Below are 16,565 nucleotides of genomic sequence, written 5' to 3' on the forward strand. Positions count from 1 at the left end.
GCTCACTCCGTCACTCTGACGTCGCCGTCCGCGTCCTGGGCGATCCGCAGGACGAGGTACTCCAGCGGCTGGGCGGGCGCCACCCCGATCTCGGCCACCAGCCGGCCGAGCCCCTGCGACCAGCCGGGGTTGAGCTCGTCGTCGCAGCGGACGAAGAACGCCTGTGCCTCGGTGGCGCCGCTGAACGCCCCGGCCCGGAACAGGTCGCGCAGCAGCTGCGTCACCGCGCCCCGCAGTTCACTGCGCAGCTGCGGCGAGTTCGGTTCGAAGGCGAGGCTCTGGGCCTGGCGTTCGACGACCAGTCGGAGCATCGTCATCAGCCGTCGGACGCTCAGCTGGCGGTAGTCCGGATCGCGCGAGAGGGTCCGGGCGGAGGCCAGCCGGAAGCCGTCCCGCTCGGCGGCGAAGACGTCGATGCCGAGCAGGTGGAGTTCGTCGCGTTCGGCCGGTCCGGGCAGGTCGGCGGCGGTCACCGCCCCGACGGCGATGGCGTTGGCCGGCCCCCACGGGAGGCCGAGCCGGTGCTCGCGGTCGGCGGTGATCCCGGCGGCGAACGCGGACGGCGGCACCAGGACGGCCTTCAGCTGCGGATCCTCCGGGTCGACCACGCCGAGCCACGGGTGGTGGGCGGCCGCGTAGGAGCTGTCGAAGCCGGCCCGCCAGCGCGCCGTCAGGCGCAGCGGCAGCCCGGGTGGGACGTCCAGCAGGGCGACGAAGCGGCGCTGGCGCTCCGCCAGGTCCACGAGCCGGCGCTGGCGACGCAGGATCTCCGCGAGGGCGCCCGGGTCGCGTCCGTCGAGCAGCACCGCCCGTTCCGGCGGTGCCGGGTAGACCACGGGGACGGGCGGGGGCGGGCAGGGCCCGCCGTCACTCGGGCGTGGCTGCTCCGGGAGGTCGGTGGTGCCGGTCGGCACCGGGTAGTCCCAGAAGAGGTCGGGCACGGAGAGCAGGGCGGCCTCGGGTTCCAGGGCGAGCCGGTCCAGGCCGATGAACGCGGCGGTGCCGTCGTCGGCGGTCTGGTCTCCGCCGACCGGGAACAGCTCGGGCGGGGTGTCCGTGAAGAAGCTGTCCGCCGTGACGGCCGCCCAGCGGTCGGCGCCGGGGCGGTCCCGGGTGGCGTCGACGGCCGGGAGGGAGGCGTCCGGGGGCAGCAGCAGGTCGGGCCAGCCGCCGTCGGGGGTGACCAGCAGGGACTCGTCGGCGAGGACGTCCCGGACGAAGCGCGGGTGCGCCGCGCAGAGACCGAGGCCGGTGAAGCGCTCCTGGCGGGCGAGGTACGGGTCTGCGTCGGTGACGGTGACGGTGGTGGTGACGACGCCCACCTCGAGCTCGGCGCCGGGCGGCGTGGAGCCCGGCGGCCGGTCCAGGACGGCGGTGCGGCCGCGTGGCGCCTGCTCCTCGACCGACCGGACGAGGAGGAATTCGCCGGCCGGCGGCAGCCCCGGGCCGCGGACCCGCAGCAGGGAGCCGGCCGGCACGGCCACCGCGTCGGGCAGGGGGAGGCGGTCGCCGTCCGCCCGACCGGTGAAGTGCCCGGCGGCGTCGAACTCCCAGCGCAGGGCGAGGCGTCCGCCCCAGCTGCCCTCGTCGGCGGCGTGGAGGCCGATCTCGGTCGGGGCGGCGGCGTCCGGGCCGGCCAGCCGGACGGTGTACCGGGCGGTGGCGGCGACGGCGGCCGGGTCGGGGGCGCGGGGCAGTGGTGAGACCCGCAGGACGTATGCGCGGCTGCCGCCCTGGGCGAAGAACGCCCGGACGGCGTACGGCAGTAGGCCCGGGCCCTCGAAGCCGCCGAAGCGCCGGCGGTAGTCGGCCCAGCGGTCGACGGCGACCGGCCGGTCCATCGGGCCGCGCGGTGCCACCCCGACGAAGCCGGCCACGTCCAGGCGGACCGGCCGGAAGGCGGGCGCCGGGCGGCGGGTGTCCCGGTAGACGCCCGGCGTGCCGAGCCGCAGGCCGGGGGCGCTCATCGGGACGCCCCGCGAACAGCCGGGACGCTCATCTGAACACTCGTCGGGACGCTCGTCGGAACACCTGCCGGGACGCTGATCGGAACGCTCATAGCGATGCGAAGTCGATCCGCTCGGCGACGAGGTGCAGCTCCTCCATCGCGACCTCGCCGCCGCCCTTGCCGGCCAGGGTGGGCCCGATCCACTTCTTGGGCTGGGCGGCGTGCAGCGTCCAGGCGCAGACCGGGGTGCGGGCCTCGTCGTAGAGCGTCACGACGACCGTGCGGGGGTCGAAGTTGCCCTCCCGGGTGTCCTTGATCCAGTTGAACAGCCGGAGGTCGCCGATGATCCCGCGCTTGAGGGTGACGTCGTCGGTGACGTTGGTGTTGGCGATCTTGCGGACGTGGTTCTCCTTGTCGTTGCCGTTGCGGTACTCGGAGAACTTCACCTCGTTGCCCGCGCCGGTGAAGTCGGAGAAGCCGCCGGCGATCTGGTCCTCGCCCCCTGCGTCGCCGAGTTTGACGAGGAAGTTGAAGGCGCCGTACGGGTTGTTGCGCATGGCCATGTGCTGCCTCCTGCTCGAGGACGGGAGTTGTGAGGACGGGAGTTGTGACGGGACGACGCCGGTCAGACGGCCGGCGCGTCAGCGGTGAACTGGCCGATCCGGAAGATCACGAACTCGGCCGGGTAAGTGGGGGCCACCCCGATCAGGCAAATCATGCGACCGTTGTCGATGTCGTTCTGCGTCATCGTGGTGCGGTCGCAGCGGACGAAGAACGCCTCCTCCGGCTTGGTGCCCATCAGCGCGCCGCTCTTCCAGGTGACGAGCAGGAAGTCCTCGACGGACTGCCGGACGGACGCCCAGAGCCGCTCGTTGTTCGGCTCGAACACCGCCCACTGCGTGGACTTGTCGATGGAGTGCTCCAGGTAGATGAAGAGCCGGCGGACGTTGACGTACTTCCACTCCGGGTCCGAGCTCATCGTCCGGGCGCCCCAGACCCGGTTGGACCGGCCCTCGAAGAAGCGCAGCGCGTTGATCCCCTCGGGGTTGAGGACGGCCTGGCGGTCGTAGGTGACGTTGGTGACGAACTCGCTCATGCCGTGCACGACTTCGTTGGCCGGGGCCTTGAACACGCCGCGGTCGGTGTCGCTGCGGGCGTAGATCCCGGCGACGAAACCCGAGGGCGGCAGGTCCAGCGTCGGCGTCGGCGCGCCCGGGTCGGGCCGCCGGGTGGGGTCGGTGATCCTCAGCCACGGGTAGTAGAGGGCCGCGTAGGTACTGTCGAACTGCGAACGGAACCGGCGCACGTCGGACATCGAGCTGTTCTCCGGCGGGTCGACGATCGCCATCCGGTAGCGCAGCTGCTCGCAGTGGGCGATCAGTCCGTCCACCGCCTCCTTCTGCTGCTGCTCGCCCAGGACCACGGTGTCGGGCATGGCGACGACGGCGATGTCGTCGATCTCGCCGAGCGCGGTCAGGCCGGTGGCGGGCCGGTTGAGGTCGTCGGGGTCGGCGCGCCTGCCGAGGAGGTCCGCCTCCTCCGGATCCAGCCCGTCGCCGCCGCCGCTCAGGTGACCGGGGTGGTCGGCGTCGAGCTTCAGCAGCTCGGCCAGCCGGGCTCCCGGGGTGGGCGGCGGGGCCCCCGGGGCGGCGGGCACCGGATACTCCAGCCGGACGAGGGAGAACTCGTCGGCGGGATCACGGGCGCTCAGCACGTTGGCCACCGAGCGCGGGTGGCGGTCGTCCAGTTCGAGCTCGTTGTAGACGTCCAGCCGGTCCGCGCCGGAGCGGACGGTGACGGCCAGGGTGATGTGGAAGGCCGCCTTCCCGCCGGCCGGGGGCGCGTCGACGCCGCCCTGATCGTTCAGGAGACCGAGGCTGCCGTCCTCACGGCGCGCGACGATCCGGATGGCGCCGGGATCCGGCTTCGTCCGGTCGTCGATCCTCGGCGGTGCGCCGTCGACCAGGTCGGCCATCTCGACGGCCGCACCCGGCTGGACCCCGGTGAGCCGGACGGTGGTCGCGCCGTTCACGGTGGAGGAGATCAGCACGTTCTTGCTGCGCCGGAATGCCACCGCGACGTTGATCCGCGCCCCGGCCTGCCCGGGCCAGCGGGCCCACCACCGCAGCAGCGCCTGACCGGTCGCGGGCGACGGCAGTGAGGCGAAGTTCTTCGGCGCGTCGATCACCGGGTCGGTGCCCGCGGTCATGACGAAGGAGAACACCCGGGAGACGTACAGCCGGCGGCCGCCGTTGGCGAAGAAGGCACGGGCGGCGAGCGCCAGGTAGCAGGGGCTGTCGTCCCCCAGTGTCAGCCCGCCGAACGCGCGCTCGAACTCGGTGAAGCTGGTGACCAGCGTCGGGCCGGGCACCAGGATCTGCCCGCCGGCGATGTACGGCACCGGGCCGTAGGCCGTCCGCCCGGCCATGCCGAAGGTACTGGTGGGCACCCCTTCGATCGACCGTGAGCGAAAGCTGGTCTCCTCGACGTAGACGCCTGGGGTCAGGTACTCGGGCATTGCGCGGGCCTCCTCGGTCGCGGCTCGGATGTCGCGGATCGGATGTCGCGGATCGGATGTCGTTGGTCAGCTGTGCGGCAGGTCGGTTTCCGGGAGCACCCGGCCGACGGTCAGACTCCGGACGACGTCCCGGGTGGCCGTCCGGTAGCCGGGGGGCGCGGCGATGCCCCGCAGCACCGGGTTGTCGAGGTCCTCGCGGGTGGGCGGCGCCTGGCTGCGGGGGATGTCCTCGACCACGAGGTCGGCCAGCGGGTCGAGCGGGTCGACGGGCGGGAGGTGCGCGCGGTCGGGGACGGCGGTGCGCAGGGCGACGTCGAAGGCGGAGGGCGCGGGGTGCGGCAGCGTGCCGGTGCCGTCCACCAGCAGCAGAACCTGGCCGTACTCGTCGCCGTGCGCCCAGCCGACCCGGACGCCGCCGGGGCCGAAGGCCTCCACGCGCGGCCAGCGCACCGGCAGGCCCAGGTAGGTGACGCGGAGTCGGAGGCCGGTCAGGCCGCCGGTCACCGGATACGCCACACCGGGGAGCAGCCAGGGGCGCAGCAGTCGGGAGGCCGCCGGCACGTAGCCGGCGGCGGGTGGGCGGCCGTCGGCGCCGGTGAGTTCGGCGGCCGTCCAGAGCGGAAGGCGGAAGCGGCGCGGGACGAGACGGCGGGCCGGGTCGTCGAGCCGCAGCACGACGGTGCGGTTGCGGACGCCGCCGGTGCCGTGGCGCAGCACGGATCCGGCGGCGCCGTGGCTCTCCAGGGGCCGCACCGCACCACCGGGCGGCGGGGCCTCGCGCCCGACCCGGATGCCGGTGGCCGGGGCGGCGGTCCGCGCGTCGAGCGGGCGGACGGCCAGCGCGAGCCGGTGGAGGACGTCGACCCGGCCGGCGTCCACGGTGATCGTGTCGCCCGCTCCGGTACCGGCCGTCACCGCGGGATCCCGGAGAGTCGGGAGGCCACCGTGGTGACCTCCTCTGCGGTGGCCTGGCGCGCGCCGTCGATCCGCACGACCCTGGCCAGGTAGGGCAGGCAGAGCCGGTAGTCGGTGGTCATCGCCTGGAAGGCCTCGCTCAGCGAGTCCATCGCCAGTTCGTCCGAGACGACCTGGATCATGTCCCCCGGATCCCAGTCACCGCTCGGGTCGAGCAGCGGGCCGGTGAGGACGCTCTCGCTCTCCAGCGTCCGCGAGGCCAGACCGAGCCACTCCAGTTCGGCCTCGACGAACTGGTCCCAGGCGGCGAGCATCATGTGCATCCGCAGCGGCAGCCGCGGCAGGCCGTCCTGCGCGGAGACGGCGCCCCAGCCGGCCCGCGTCTCCCGGTCGATGCTGAGCCGGTAGCAGTACACGGAGACGGCCGGATAGCGGATCACCGCGCCCGCGGTGTCCACCTTCTCGAAGTCCAGCGGCCCGGCGAGCACCGCCAGCGGCCGCCGGCCGGCGCCGTCGGGGATCTCCTCCTCGAAACGCCGGTTGAGCAGCGCGACCACGCTGCGTCCGACGGCGGCGAGTGCCCGGTATCCAGCCATGGTCCGATGCTGGCCCTCGGACGTCACCGCAGCGTTGCCGCTGTCCGGCGATGGCCGGGCGACGGTGCGGTGACAGTGGTCGGCGCACACTCGACGGGCCTCCGCTCCTGCACCCGGGAGCTCCCCATCACAACCGGAGAAGGCCCATGAGCTACGGAACCCCACACCCTCCCGGACACCCCGGCTGCTGTGACACCGACGCCATCGACGCGCTCCACTGCAAGGCGCAGGGCATCCAGCGGCGGGCCGAGGTCACCCACGAGAGCCTCACCACCCTGGAGGCCTTCAGGACCGCCTTCGGCACCGCGAAGCGGGACTACGGCCGCGCCCGCGACACGGCCGCGCGCGACGCCAAGGCCGCGGAGGACCAGCTGAAGGCGATCCGCGAGCAGCTGCGCTGCCGGCTCGAGGAGGAGCAGCGCGACTGCGCCGAACGCTCCGAGCAGAAGGTCTATGCCCGGATCGAGGAGTGCGTCGGGGAGCCCGGCTGCCGCGAGTTCCCCTGCGACTTCACCACCGAGGGTCACGAGGACGACCCGGCCGCCAAGCTCGACGGCCTGATCGCGCACTACCGGGGCGAGGTCGCCCTGGCCTCGGCCTACTTCCAGGAGCTGCAGAAGGAACAGACGGACCTGCCGCAGCGGGCCGCCAGGCTCAAGGCGGACGCCGCACAGCTCGCGGCGGACACGGCCGACCCGAATCGGAGCCCGCTGGAGCTGTACGTGCGGCTGCTGGTCCTCGACCGGCAGGTGAAGGGCGTGTGGCACGGGTTCACGGGTGTCCAGGAGTACGTCGACTGCCTGTGCCGGACGCTGGTGTACATCCTCAGGGGGTGGGAGGCGGTGGCCACCCTGGAGGGCTGGCGGGCCGTCCGGGTGTGCAAGGACCAGGGGCGGGAGGAGCAGTGCAAGCAGCTCCGGGAGCACACGGTGGACGAGGTGATGGCGGAGGTCGCCAAATGCTCGGACGACTGCGGCCCGCACCAAGGCCCCTCCGGGCCGTACTCCCCCAAACACTGTTGAGGAGGCGTCATCGGGGGCGATGTCCGGGGCCTCACGCGACTCCGGAAGCTGTCCCGGCGCCGTCGGGCCGGCCATCGGGCAGATCCTCGTCCTGATCGTCTGCCGGCTCCTGGCCGCAGGCCGGCGACCGCGGCGGCTCCGCACGTGTCGGGTGTCGTCAAGGCTCCGATGTCGTTGAGGCTCCCGCTGTCGTCAAGGCTCCGCGTCAGGACGGGGCGAGGACGCAGAACTCGTGGCCCTCCGGGTCGGCCAGGCACGTCCACGGTACGTCGCCCTGGCCGACGTCGAGGTCGGTGGCGCCGAGGGCCCGCAGCCGGGCCACCTCCACTCCTCTGTCGTCACCGGGGTACGGGAGCAGGTCGAGGTGGACGCGGTCCGGCACGGTCTTCACGTCGGGCGTGCGGAGGAACTCGAGATACGGGCCGCCGCCCTTGGCTGCGCGCAGACTCGCGTGATCGTCGGCCACCTCGTGCACGGTCCAGTCCACCGCCTCACCCCAGAACCGGGCCATGGCCCGCGGATCCGCGCAGTCGACCACCACCGCGGCGATCGGCCCGGTGTCCCGGTAGATCTCCCGAGGCTCCAGTACGCAGAACTCGTTGCCCTCGGGGTCGGCGAGGACCGTCCACGGCACTTCGCCCTGGCCCACGTCGACCGGCGTCGCACCGAGAGCCCGGAGGCGCGCGACCAATTCGGCCTGATGGGCCGCAGAGGTGGTGGCGAGATCGAGGTGCACACGGTTCTTCGTCGTCGTCTTGGGTTCCGGGACGGGAACGACGTCGATGCCGACGGCGACCGGGTCCGGCCAGACGAGGCCGCCGCCGGGGCCGACGTAGGTGGTCACGCCGGGGCTGTACGCACTCCAGCCGAGCGCCTCCGCCCAGAACCGGCCGACCGCCGAGTGATCAAGAGCCTTGATGTTCACCATCACAGGTCGCAGTGCCATGCCGGCGATCCTATGCATGCAGGGGTCGTCTGCCCCGGTCGTTCTACCCCGGGATGTGCCGCCGGGGCATAAACACAGCGTCACCCCGGCGCCGACAGGGTCACGCTGTGTCCACAAAGCGCCGCCAAGGAAGCCGCTTGAACGGTGCCGTCGACCGACGACGCGTCAATCCTGAGCGGGAAGGCCACTCTCCGGGGTGCGCCGGTTCTTTCCACAAAGAGGTGGTACGTGTACGTCCGGTAGGTGATGATGGGGAGTAGGAAGCAAGGAAGGGCGGTCGGTGATGACCCGACACCTGCGCCGCTCGGCCGGCAGGGCCCCGTACGGCCCGGCCAGGTCGTCCGCTGACGTCGACTCCCGCCCCGGGTTCTCCGCCCGGTAGGCCAGGGACTGCCCGGCGGGTGGTCGCGATGCTGCTGTTACGGACCGGCCGGCCAGTGGGCCGTGCTCTGACCGCGTTGCTGCTCGGCATCGTGGTCTGGGCGGCCTTTGCCGTGCTGGCGCCGGGGGCATGGGCCCAGTCGGTGTCGCTGTCCCGAACGAGCGGACCTGTCGACACCGAGGTCACTGCGACCGGCACCGGCTTCACCGGGTGCGCTGCCGGCGCGTCCGCCGGGCTGCTCTGGGACGGCGCGCCCCTCCCGGGTGCGACCGCCGCCGTCACCACTGCCGAGACGGTCACCGGAACCGTGATCGTCCCTGAGGGCGCCGCCCCCGGCCGGCACTCCATCACCCTGGAATGCCTGGTCAAGCCGGTGCTGAAGGAGACCTCGGAGCCGGCCGAGTGGGTGAGGGGCACTGCCCCGTTCGTCGTGGAGGAGACGCCGGTCGCGAACGCCGACCTGACGCTGGACCCGCAGCGCGGCCAGGCCGACGACCCGTTCACCGCCTCCGGCACCGGATTCGTCTGCCCGGGCGACGAGGTGGTGCTGGCCTGGGACGACGGCAACGAGCTCGCCACGTCCGTCACGGGGAGCACGGGCGACTTCGAGCTGCCGGTCACCGTGCCTTCGGACGCGTCGCCCGGTGACCACACCGTCGAGGCGTACTGCGCCCAGCGCGCGGAGGTCGGAGACCAGGAGACGTTCACGGTCGACCACGGCGGCGGGGGCGGTGGCGGTGGCGGTGGGTCGACGGACGAGCCGATCCTCACCGTCGACCCCGGGAGTGGGACGGCGGGAGAGCCGGTGGAGGCCAGCGGCACGGGGTTCTCCTGCCAGGCCAGCGACGTCGAGCTCTCCTGGGAGGACGCGAGCCTGTCGGTCCGCACCCCGGTCGACCAGGCGGGCGAGTTCGCCGTGGAAGTGTCCGTGCCGGCCGACGCACCGGCGGGCAGCCTGATCCTCACCGCCACCTGTCCGGACTTCCCGGCGATGACCGACGACGCCGCGTTCACGGTGGAGCCGTCCGATAACGGGGGCGGTGGCGGCGGCGGTGGTGGCGGTGGTGGGGGTGGCGGTGGCGGGTCGACGGACCCGGCCGGGGTGGTCGGCCCCGCCCTGGGCGCTGGGGTGCTGCTGGCCGCCGGCGCCGCATACCTGCTGAGCCGCCGCCGCGGGCCGCGCTGGGCGGACCGGCACATCCGGCTCGAACCCCACCCTGCCGGCACCACAGGTGTGGTCCTGACCGAGCACACCGACCAGGCCGGACCCAGTCGCACCGTACGGCTGGAACCGCGCCCGGCCCCCGGCACCCCCACCATCGAGGAGGCGGACCCATGACCACGACCGCGGCGGCGGAGCCGGTCACCGTACGGGACTTCCTGTTCGACCCCGGACGGGAGAATCCGGTCGACGCGATCGCCGGATCGCTGCACGAGCACGACACGGTCGGCAGCCTGGTCGGTGGTGTCCGCGGACTCACCGCCTCCGCCGGGCGCGCCGTCGAGGGCGAGGTCGCCGGAATGCTGGACCGATTCCTCGGACTCGAACTCCTCGACGTCGCGGTCGGCGGCTGGTGCCGCCACGCCGAACTGCGGGCCGCCGCCCGCCGGACCCGCGACACCCCGGGCAGCGAGGAACTGGTGGCGATGGCCACCCACCGCATCTCGTCCACCAACAGCCCGAGCGTGGCCCTGCTGCTGGACGGCGCCCAGCTCGGCAGGGTCACGATGGAGCTGTCGGTGAAGTTCGCGCTGGCCGGGCTGGTCGCGGTGGTGCGGGAGGGGCGGCTGGAGGCGGTGCGGTCCGGGCACTGCACCGTGGCCGGCACCCTCACGGTCGAGCGGCACGTCGTCACCCAGCGGCAGCGCAGGTTCGACCTGCCGGGTGCGGTGGAACTACGGCACGGCGTCGCACTGCTTCCCCCCGACGAGCGACACGCGCCTGCCGCGGCCGGGGAGGTGCCGGTGGGCGGTACGGAGGCGCCGACGGTCGCCGCCAGGACACCCACAACGGCCAGGGGCGGGCCCGCCGCGCCCTCGGAGGCGCCGACCGTGCAGCGGCAGGCGCCGATGGGCTAGGGCCAATACCGGTGAGTTCGGTGCGGTGCGGTCGTTGATTGGGTTGTGCTGTCGCGCGTCACGGCCTGGACAGGTGAAGTCGCCGACCAAGCTGCGAGCCGGTGCGGAACGTCCAGGCGATCGCGTCGATAACCTGGCGATGATCCCGCCAACGCCCGCCCCGCTTCGGCATCCGGTCCGGCAACAACGGCTCTGTCCGCGCCCACTGCGCGTCAGATAACGGCACGGTCGGACCAACAATCCGATGATCGGAAAGAAACGGCCTACCTAGCCCCCGCGCCGGCTACCGCCGCCGGTCCGCCAGCACCTCGGACGACGCTTCCCACTGGTGCGGAACCGACGGGAGGGACGACGGTGCGCCCGCCCCGTCCTGCTGCAGCGAAACCGTGCGTGTGGGCGCGGGGATCGAGATGCCCTCCGTCCGGTACCGCTGGTGCAGGCGCTTGATGAACTCGTGCTTGATCCGGTACTGGTCGCTGAACTCGCCGACGCCCAGGATCACCGTGAAGTTGATCCTGGAGTCCGCGAAGGTGTGGAAACGGACGGCGCCCTCGTGGTCGGGCACGCCACCGCTGATGTCGGCCATCACGCTGTCGACGACGTCGAGGGTGACCCTCTCCACGTGCTCCAGGTCGCTGTCGTAACCGACCCCGACCTGGACCAGGATCGACAGCTTCTGCTCGGGCTGGGAGTAGTTCGTCATGTTCGTCCGCGCCAGGCGGCCGTTGGGGATGATCACCAGGTTGTTCGACAGGTTGCGCACCACGCTGTTGCGCCAGTTGATGTCGACGACGTACCCCTCCTCCCCGCTGGTGAGCCGGATGTAGTCACCCGGCTGGACCGTCTTCGAGGCGAGGATGTGCACACCCGCGAAGAGGTTGGCGAGGGTGTCCTGCAAGGCCAGCGCGACCGCGAGACCGCCCACCCCGAGGGCGGTGACCAGCGGGGCGATGGACACCCCGAGGGTCTCCAGGGCCACGAGGACGCCCATCGACAGCACCACGATGCGGGTGATGTTGACGAAGATGGTCGCGGACGCCGCGACGCCCGTCCGGGACGCGGCCACCGACTGCACCAGCCCGGCCACCACCCGGGCTGCGCTGAGCGTCGCGATGACGATGAGCACGGCCGTCAGCGACTGGTCGACCAGCCCCCCGATCCGCGCGGTGAGCGGCAGGGCCGAAGCGGCCACCGCGGCCCCGGCGATCACGGCCGCCCAGGGGACGATGGTGCGCAGCGCATCGACGATGATGTCGTCCCCGCTCCACTTGGTCCTGCCCGCGTGCTTGCCCAGCCACCTCATCAGAGCCCGCAGCACCAGAGCGGCCACACAGCCGGAGGCCAGCGCGATGCCGGCCACCACCCAGTCGTGCAGGACCAGGTCCCGGGTCACCGTCCCGCCCCCGCAGCGTGGAGGGCGAGGGAACGGGCCGCCGCCGGCCGCCGTATGTACTGTGTCGTCACCTTGTCGCCTGTCAGGTCGTGTTGTGCGCAGCCGCGTCGGAGCGGATGTACGCATTCCGAACGGACTGCCATCCTGCCCCATGGCCCGGCTGCCGCCACAACCGGACCCCGGCTTTCCGACCGCTCGACCGGCCGGCGGGAGGACAGCGGGACTACCCCGTCCATGCGACAGCGGGATTGCCTGTTCCGGGCGGTCGACGCGCCCCAGCCTTCGGCGGGAGGGCCCCTCCGCCCCCGGCGGCGTGGCCGTCCGCGTCCTGCAGCGCATCCTCGCTCTCACCGCCGCGATCTGGCACAACGGCCACACCGAGCAGCCCGTCATGCGCGCCCTGACCCCTACGACCACTGACCCCTTGGAATCATCATCCAGCCGCCGCGGCCCGGCGAGCCCACTGCCGGAAGGGGGAGGGCGGCCCAGCCAGGACAAGGGCGCCGGGGCGGGGGCTGCCGGGGGTCAGTGGTCGAGGCGCAGGTTCCAGACCGTCAGGTTCGCGTCCAGCTCGCCGTAGGAGCCCTGGTCGTAGTGGGTCGCCGTGATGGTCACCAGGCCGATCGGCGAGCGGTCGTCGACCACACAGACCCGGTCGCCCTCGGCAACGTCGACCTCCTGGCGCGACCGCGTGAGCAGGAGGTCCCGGCAGCCTTCCGCAGTGGGATCGCCCGATCCGTCCCAGGGGGCGACCTGGCCCTTGATCTTCATCCCGCTGCTGCCGCTGCGCTGTGCGCTGGGCCAGCCGACGGTGTCGGTGCCCTTGCGGGGAGGCATCGCCGACAGGTTGATGCCCTCCATACCGAAGAGGATCTTTCCCGACCAACGGACCGCAGCCGCCGTGCCGGCGGCCGCCGGTGTCGGGGAGACGGCCGCCGCGGCGCCGCCCGTCGACGCCGACGAGCCCTGCCCGGCGACGGTGACGGTCACCTGCGGCGCCGGCCTCGGCGCGGGCGATGTGCCCGAGCCGCCGCCTGTGAACGCCGCGATCGCACTCGCCACGCCCGCCGCCGCGCTGACCACCGCGGCGACCACACCCCAGGTCTTCACGGGCGAACGGTGCGCCGTCACCGGTCGGCCGACCGTCGGGTAGTCGGTCGGCGGAGTCTGCTGCGGCGACGGGTCCTGCATCGGATTCTGCATCAAGTCCCCCGCTCGGTACCGGAATCGCCGCCTGAGCGGCGGTAGTCTGCCGGAACGATATCGGAACCGCCCACCGGCCCGCCCACTCCGTCCGGGTGGTGCCGAGGGAGACCGACAGTCCGTCACGGATCGAACGTCAAGCGGCTACGGCCTCGGCTGCCCGCCCAACGACGAACCCCCGCCCTTCCGACTGCCGGAAGGACGGGGGTCTGCGGTGGGGAGGTCACGTTCGCAGGGCTGCGGGCGATCGGCGATCCACGTTCACGCGGTCCACGTGCCGTGTCACGGGCCGGTGGTGCCACGCGTTTTCACGCCCGCCCTGGGGCACGTCATCCGCTCGCGGCGTCCTCGGCCTCCCAGCGCAGCAGGTCGCCCGGCTGGCACTTGAGCACCTCGCAGAGCGCGGCGAGTGTCGCGAAGCGTACCGCCTTGGCGCGGCCGTTCTTGAGTACCGCCAGGTTGGCGGGGGTGATCCCTACGCGGTCCGCGAGCTCGCCCACGGACATCTTCCGCCTGGCCAGCATCACGTCGATGTCGACGGTGATCGGCATCAGATCACCTCGTCCAGCTCGGCCTGCATCTGCGCCGCTTCGACGTCGCGCGCGACGGCCTGGGCGAGCAGCATCCGCAGTACGAGCACAATGAGCGCGACCCCCAGGATGGCCACGCCGATGCCGCCCATGATCACGGTGACGCCCGGGTCGTCCCGCTGGCCCGGCGCATTGATGGCCGTGACCGCGAACCACACGAGGGCAGCCGCCACGATCGCGCCGATCACGCCGTCCACGTACCGGAAGGCGGCGTGCGAGAACACGGTCCCGCGTCGCACCATCGCCACCAGCCGCCACACACAGACCAGTGCGACCTGGGCCGACACCAGCCCCAGGATCGTGATCAGGCGCAGCGGCGTCAGCGGGAGCGACCCGTCCTCCGGATCGGTGGCCAACGCCCACACCATCAACGCCTGCACGAACACGGTGCCGACGAGCACCACCATGAGGACGGCGCGTAGCGCACGCACTGCCAGCTTTCCCATGACCCATCCCTCCATCGAGTTGCGATGGGAATCTATCGATTTTCGATAGGTTGAGCAAGGGCTGGGGCGGAGGACGGGCGGCGGTCTCGCAGCCCTGGCAGGATCACGCGCGGCAGCGCAGCATCTCCAGCGGCGGCTTCGCGAGGAGGTCCGCCCAGAAGTCCTTGCCGAACTCGCGGACGCCTGCTTCGGACACTTCCAGTGGAACCCACTCGACCGCGCTGAATCCGGTCGCTCTCAGACAGTCCTCGTATACCTCGCGGCGCGGCGCGGTGGTCACGATGCTGATCGGCTGCGGGTCGAGCAGAGCCGTGACCCGCACCCGCGGACCGGTCTCGGCTTCCTCGCCGGTCGGCTCGCACCGGAATCCGTACGTCTCCAGGGACGGACAGTCGAACCGGTAGTCGGGCTTCTGGGCGAGCACGAAGAACTCCCCGCCCGGCACCAGGCTCCGGTGGATGTTGCGGCACATCCGCCGCATCGCCGCGACGTCCTCGGCGTAGTTGAGGCACTGCACTCCCACCGCGACGTCGAAGTGGCCTTCGAAGGGCCGTAGTTCGGCCACGTCACCGACCTCGTAGCGCACGCCCAGCGGGTCACGCTGCTCGATTCCCTGCGCGGCGGCGATCATCTCGCCGGATATGTCGACGCCCAGGACATCCGAGGCTCCGCGCCTCCTGAACTCCCTGCTGTAGAAGCCGGTGCCACAGGCCAGGTCGAGCACCGACCTGCCGCTCACGTCCCCGACCATGCCCAGGAAGCTCGGCACCTCCCCGTAACGCATCAACGGAAGGGACTTGAACCCCTCGAACGCCTCGCCGATCTCGTCGTACTGCTGCACGCTCACGTGCCGCCCCCTCTTGTACGTCGCCAGGTACGCGGTCCCGCCGACCCGCCGGGCTCAGCGGCCCACCGGGTCGCGGTCGTTGCGGACATCCTCCTCCGCCCTGCGCGGCTGCCGTACTGGCAGATGACACAGAGGAGTCGGCCCGGCGACGCGAGGACACCATGCCGTCGACCAGCGTCGGCCTCCGGCGAACACTCGGCTCAGGTGCACGGTGCCCCGGCGCCGTCAGCCCTTGGCCTGCTCGCCGCAGAAGACCGCCTTGATGAGCCTGTCCAGCGCCTTCGGGAACTCCTGAGCCGGGTCGATCGCGGCGTCGCCGGTGGTCAGTCCGGCGGTGAGGGTCCTGCTGCCGTCGGGCGTGCTGATCATCAGCGCCCCGTAGCCGCCGGGGGCGCCGCCGTTGTGGTGGACGATGATGCCGCCGTCGGGGCCCAGGTCCTGCACGAACAGCCCGAGGCCATAGCCGAGGAGTCCGTGCGGCGTGCGCATCTCGGCCAGGAGGTCGGCCGGCAGGAGCTTGCCGCCGAGCAGCGCGGAGAAGAACGTGCCGAGGTCCCGGGTGGTGGAGATCAGGTCACCGGCGCCGACCAGGAGGGAGAGGTTCTGGCGGGTGACGTCCGCGATCTTCCACTGGTCGGCGTCCTGGTAACGGTAGTAGCCGTGGGCGTGCGGCCCGGGGAGCTCCGGCGAGCTGCCCGGCACCGCGGTGCCCGACAGGCCGAGCGGCCCGAGTATCCGTCGCTGCATCTCCTCGGCGTAGGGGCGGCCGGCGGCCTTCTCGATCAGCAGCACGGCCAGCGTGTAGTTGGTGTTGGAGTAGCTCTGGTCGGACCCCGGCTCGAACCGCGCCGGCTTGGTGAGGGCGAACCGGACGAGCTCCTCCGGCCGGTAGGTGTGGAAGCGGTTGTCCACCCACGCCTTGCCCGCGGCGGGGATGCCCGGCACGAAGGCCCCATCGGAGTCGAGCTCGCCGGTGTAGCTATGCAGCCCGCTGGTGTGCTGCAGCAGCATGCGTACGGTGATCCGCCCGTCCAGCCCGAGGCGGGGCAGGTGGTCGGCCACCGGGTCGTCCAGCCCGATCATGCCGTCGGCCACCAGTTGCAGCACCAGGGTCGCGACGAACGTCTTGGTGGAACTGCCCACCCAGAACCGTCCGTCCGTCGGCGGCTTCTCGACGTCGCCGAGCTTGCGCACACCTGCGCTGCCGACCCACTCTCCCCGCTCGTCGCGCACGCGCATCTGCACCCCCGCAAAGCCGGAGTCGACGAACTCCTCGATGGCCTTCTGCAGCTCCGGGCGGTCCTGCCCGGCGTCGTCCGCGACGGTCTGCAGCATGTCAGTCATGGTCGTTTCCTTGTCTGGTGAGGGCATGTGTTCGGCCGGCCGTGACGGGCACCGGCGTCAGAGGCTGCGGGCGGTGATGTCGCCATAGGCGGTGGTCGCGCTGACGGTCAGGGCCGCGGCGGCGCCGTCGGCGTTCTGCAGCGCGTTGTGGATCCGGCCGTAGGCGGTGCCGGCGTCCAGCGAGGCGGAGACGCCGCGGGCGGCGCCGACCTCGATCCCGCCGGCTTCGGTGCGCAGGGTCACCGCGCCGCGGACGGCCTCGGTGATGCGGATGTCGCCCTTGGTGGTGGTGATCTCGGCGGGGCCGGTGAGGCGGCCGACGGCGATGTCGCCGGC

18 protein-coding genes and 1 pseudogene are annotated in these 16,565 nt (G+C 72.3%); 5 read left to right on the forward strand and 14 right to left on the reverse strand.

The genetic code is table 11. From position 1 onward, the window contains the following. Positions 1-2 precede the first annotated feature (2 nt). From AB0P35_RS30370 to AB0P35_RS30390, 5 genes are all read right to left on the reverse strand, one after another. Positions 3-1,967: a phage tail sheath C-terminal domain-containing protein gene (locus AB0P35_RS30370; RefSeq protein ID WP_363517089.1), complete on the reverse strand. Its 1,965-nt coding sequence runs from the start codon at positions 1,965-1,967 to the stop codon at positions 3-5. Between the two features lie 88 nt (positions 1,968-2,055). Continuing rightward, on the reverse strand, positions 2,056-2,511 hold the full coding sequence (locus tag AB0P35_RS30375; RefSeq protein WP_363517092.1) for a phage tail protein: 456 nt from the start codon (positions 2,509-2,511) through the stop codon (positions 2,056-2,058). 62 nt (positions 2,512-2,573) lie between these two features. Beyond that, complete coding sequence (locus tag AB0P35_RS30380; RefSeq protein WP_363517095.1) at positions 2,574-4,466, reverse strand: phage tail sheath C-terminal domain-containing protein; 1,893 nt, start codon at positions 4,464-4,466, stop codon at positions 2,574-2,576. 66 nt (positions 4,467-4,532) lie between these two features. Then, the gene (locus tag AB0P35_RS30385; RefSeq protein WP_363517098.1) at positions 4,533-5,381 is read right to left on the reverse strand and encodes a hypothetical protein; all 849 of its coding nucleotides are present in this window, start codon (positions 5,379-5,381) and stop codon (positions 4,533-4,535) included. Next, positions 5,378-5,977, reverse strand: a complete 600-nt coding sequence (locus AB0P35_RS30390; protein ID WP_363517101.1) for a DUF4255 domain-containing protein — start codon at positions 5,975-5,977, stop codon at positions 5,378-5,380. Before AB0P35_RS30390 ends, AB0P35_RS30385 begins: the two co-directional genes overlap by 4 nt. Positions 5,978-6,123: 146 nt before the next feature. Between AB0P35_RS30390 and AB0P35_RS30395 the strand changes: the two genes are divergently transcribed. Then, positions 6,124-6,999 (forward strand): hypothetical protein, encoded by an 876-nt coding sequence (locus AB0P35_RS30395; RefSeq protein WP_363517104.1) that lies wholly within the window; start codon positions 6,124-6,126, stop codon positions 6,997-6,999. Between the two features lie 205 nt (positions 7,000-7,204). On the opposite strand, the gene AB0P35_RS30400 is transcribed toward AB0P35_RS30395, so the two are convergent. Continuing rightward, on the reverse strand, positions 7,205-7,945 hold the full coding sequence (locus AB0P35_RS30400) for a VOC family protein (protein WP_363517107.1): 741 nt from the start codon (positions 7,943-7,945) through the stop codon (positions 7,205-7,207). A gap of 410 nt (positions 7,946-8,355) precedes the next feature. Between AB0P35_RS30400 and AB0P35_RS30405 the strand changes: the two genes are divergently transcribed. Both AB0P35_RS30405 and AB0P35_RS30410 read left to right on the forward strand, forming a co-directional pair. After that, complete coding sequence (locus AB0P35_RS30405) at positions 8,356-9,666, forward strand: hypothetical protein (protein WP_363517110.1); 1,311 nt, start codon at positions 8,356-8,358, stop codon at positions 9,664-9,666. After that, positions 9,663-10,406: a hypothetical protein gene (locus AB0P35_RS30410; protein WP_363517113.1), complete on the forward strand. Its 744-nt coding sequence runs from the start codon at positions 9,663-9,665 to the stop codon at positions 10,404-10,406. The genes AB0P35_RS30405 and AB0P35_RS30410 overlap by 4 nt, the downstream gene beginning before the upstream one ends. A 58-nt stretch (positions 10,407-10,464) precedes the next feature. On the opposite strand, the gene AB0P35_RS30415 is transcribed toward AB0P35_RS30410, so the two are convergent. Next, entirely contained in the window at positions 10,465-10,632 is a 168-nt protein-coding gene (locus AB0P35_RS30415) for a transposase (RefSeq protein WP_363517116.1), read from the reverse strand. Positions 10,633-10,689: 57 nt separating this feature from the next. After that, positions 10,690-11,799, reverse strand: a complete 1,110-nt coding sequence (locus tag AB0P35_RS30420) for a mechanosensitive ion channel family protein (RefSeq protein WP_363517119.1) — start codon at positions 11,797-11,799, stop codon at positions 10,690-10,692. A gap of 304 nt (positions 11,800-12,103) precedes the next feature. Between AB0P35_RS30420 and AB0P35_RS30425 the strand changes: the two are divergent. Next, a pseudogene (locus AB0P35_RS30425) lies at positions 12,104-12,205 on the forward strand (IS982 family transposase); the annotation flags it as partial. A 119-nt stretch (positions 12,206-12,324) separates the two neighbouring features. On the opposite strand, the gene AB0P35_RS30430 reads toward AB0P35_RS30425, so the two are convergent. Continuing rightward, positions 12,325-12,660, reverse strand: a complete 336-nt coding sequence (locus tag AB0P35_RS30430) for a hypothetical protein (RefSeq protein WP_095878375.1) — start codon at positions 12,658-12,660, stop codon at positions 12,325-12,327. 40 nt (positions 12,661-12,700) lie between these two features. Here AB0P35_RS30430 and AB0P35_RS30435 point away from each other — a divergent pair, with 40 nt between their 5' ends. Next, the gene (locus tag AB0P35_RS30435; protein ID WP_363517134.1) at positions 12,701-12,952 is read left to right on the forward strand and encodes a hypothetical protein; all 252 of its coding nucleotides are present in this window, start codon (positions 12,701-12,703) and stop codon (positions 12,950-12,952) included. Between the two features lie 379 nt (positions 12,953-13,331). Here the strand turns inward: AB0P35_RS30435 and AB0P35_RS30440 are convergent, their stop codons facing one another. From AB0P35_RS30440 to AB0P35_RS30460, 5 genes are all read right to left on the reverse strand, one after another. Further along, positions 13,332-13,553 (reverse strand): helix-turn-helix transcriptional regulator, encoded by a 222-nt coding sequence (locus tag AB0P35_RS30440; RefSeq protein WP_095878373.1) that lies wholly within the window; start codon positions 13,551-13,553, stop codon positions 13,332-13,334. Further along, complete coding sequence (locus tag AB0P35_RS30445; protein WP_095878372.1) at positions 13,553-14,038, reverse strand: DUF2975 domain-containing protein; 486 nt, start codon at positions 14,036-14,038, stop codon at positions 13,553-13,555. The genes AB0P35_RS30440 and AB0P35_RS30445 overlap by 1 nt, the downstream gene beginning before the upstream one ends. A 103-nt stretch (positions 14,039-14,141) precedes the next feature. Beyond that, positions 14,142-14,885, reverse strand: coding sequence for a class I SAM-dependent methyltransferase (locus tag AB0P35_RS30450; protein ID WP_363517122.1), 744 nt, complete (start codon positions 14,883-14,885; stop codon positions 14,142-14,144). Positions 14,886-15,110: 225 nt separating this feature from the next. Beyond that, positions 15,111-16,229 (reverse strand): serine hydrolase domain-containing protein, encoded by a 1,119-nt coding sequence (locus AB0P35_RS30455; RefSeq protein WP_363517125.1) that lies wholly within the window; start codon positions 16,227-16,229, stop codon positions 15,111-15,113. Positions 16,230-16,286: 57 nt separating this feature from the next. Next, the coding region (locus AB0P35_RS30460) for a DUF4097 family beta strand repeat-containing protein (RefSeq protein ID WP_363517128.1) at positions 16,287-16,565 on the reverse strand (279 nt) is incomplete at its 5' end.

This window comes from Kitasatospora sp. NPDC085879 (assembly GCF_040686255.1).
Lineage (GTDB): Bacteria > Actinomycetota > Actinomycetes > Streptomycetales > Streptomycetaceae > Kitasatospora.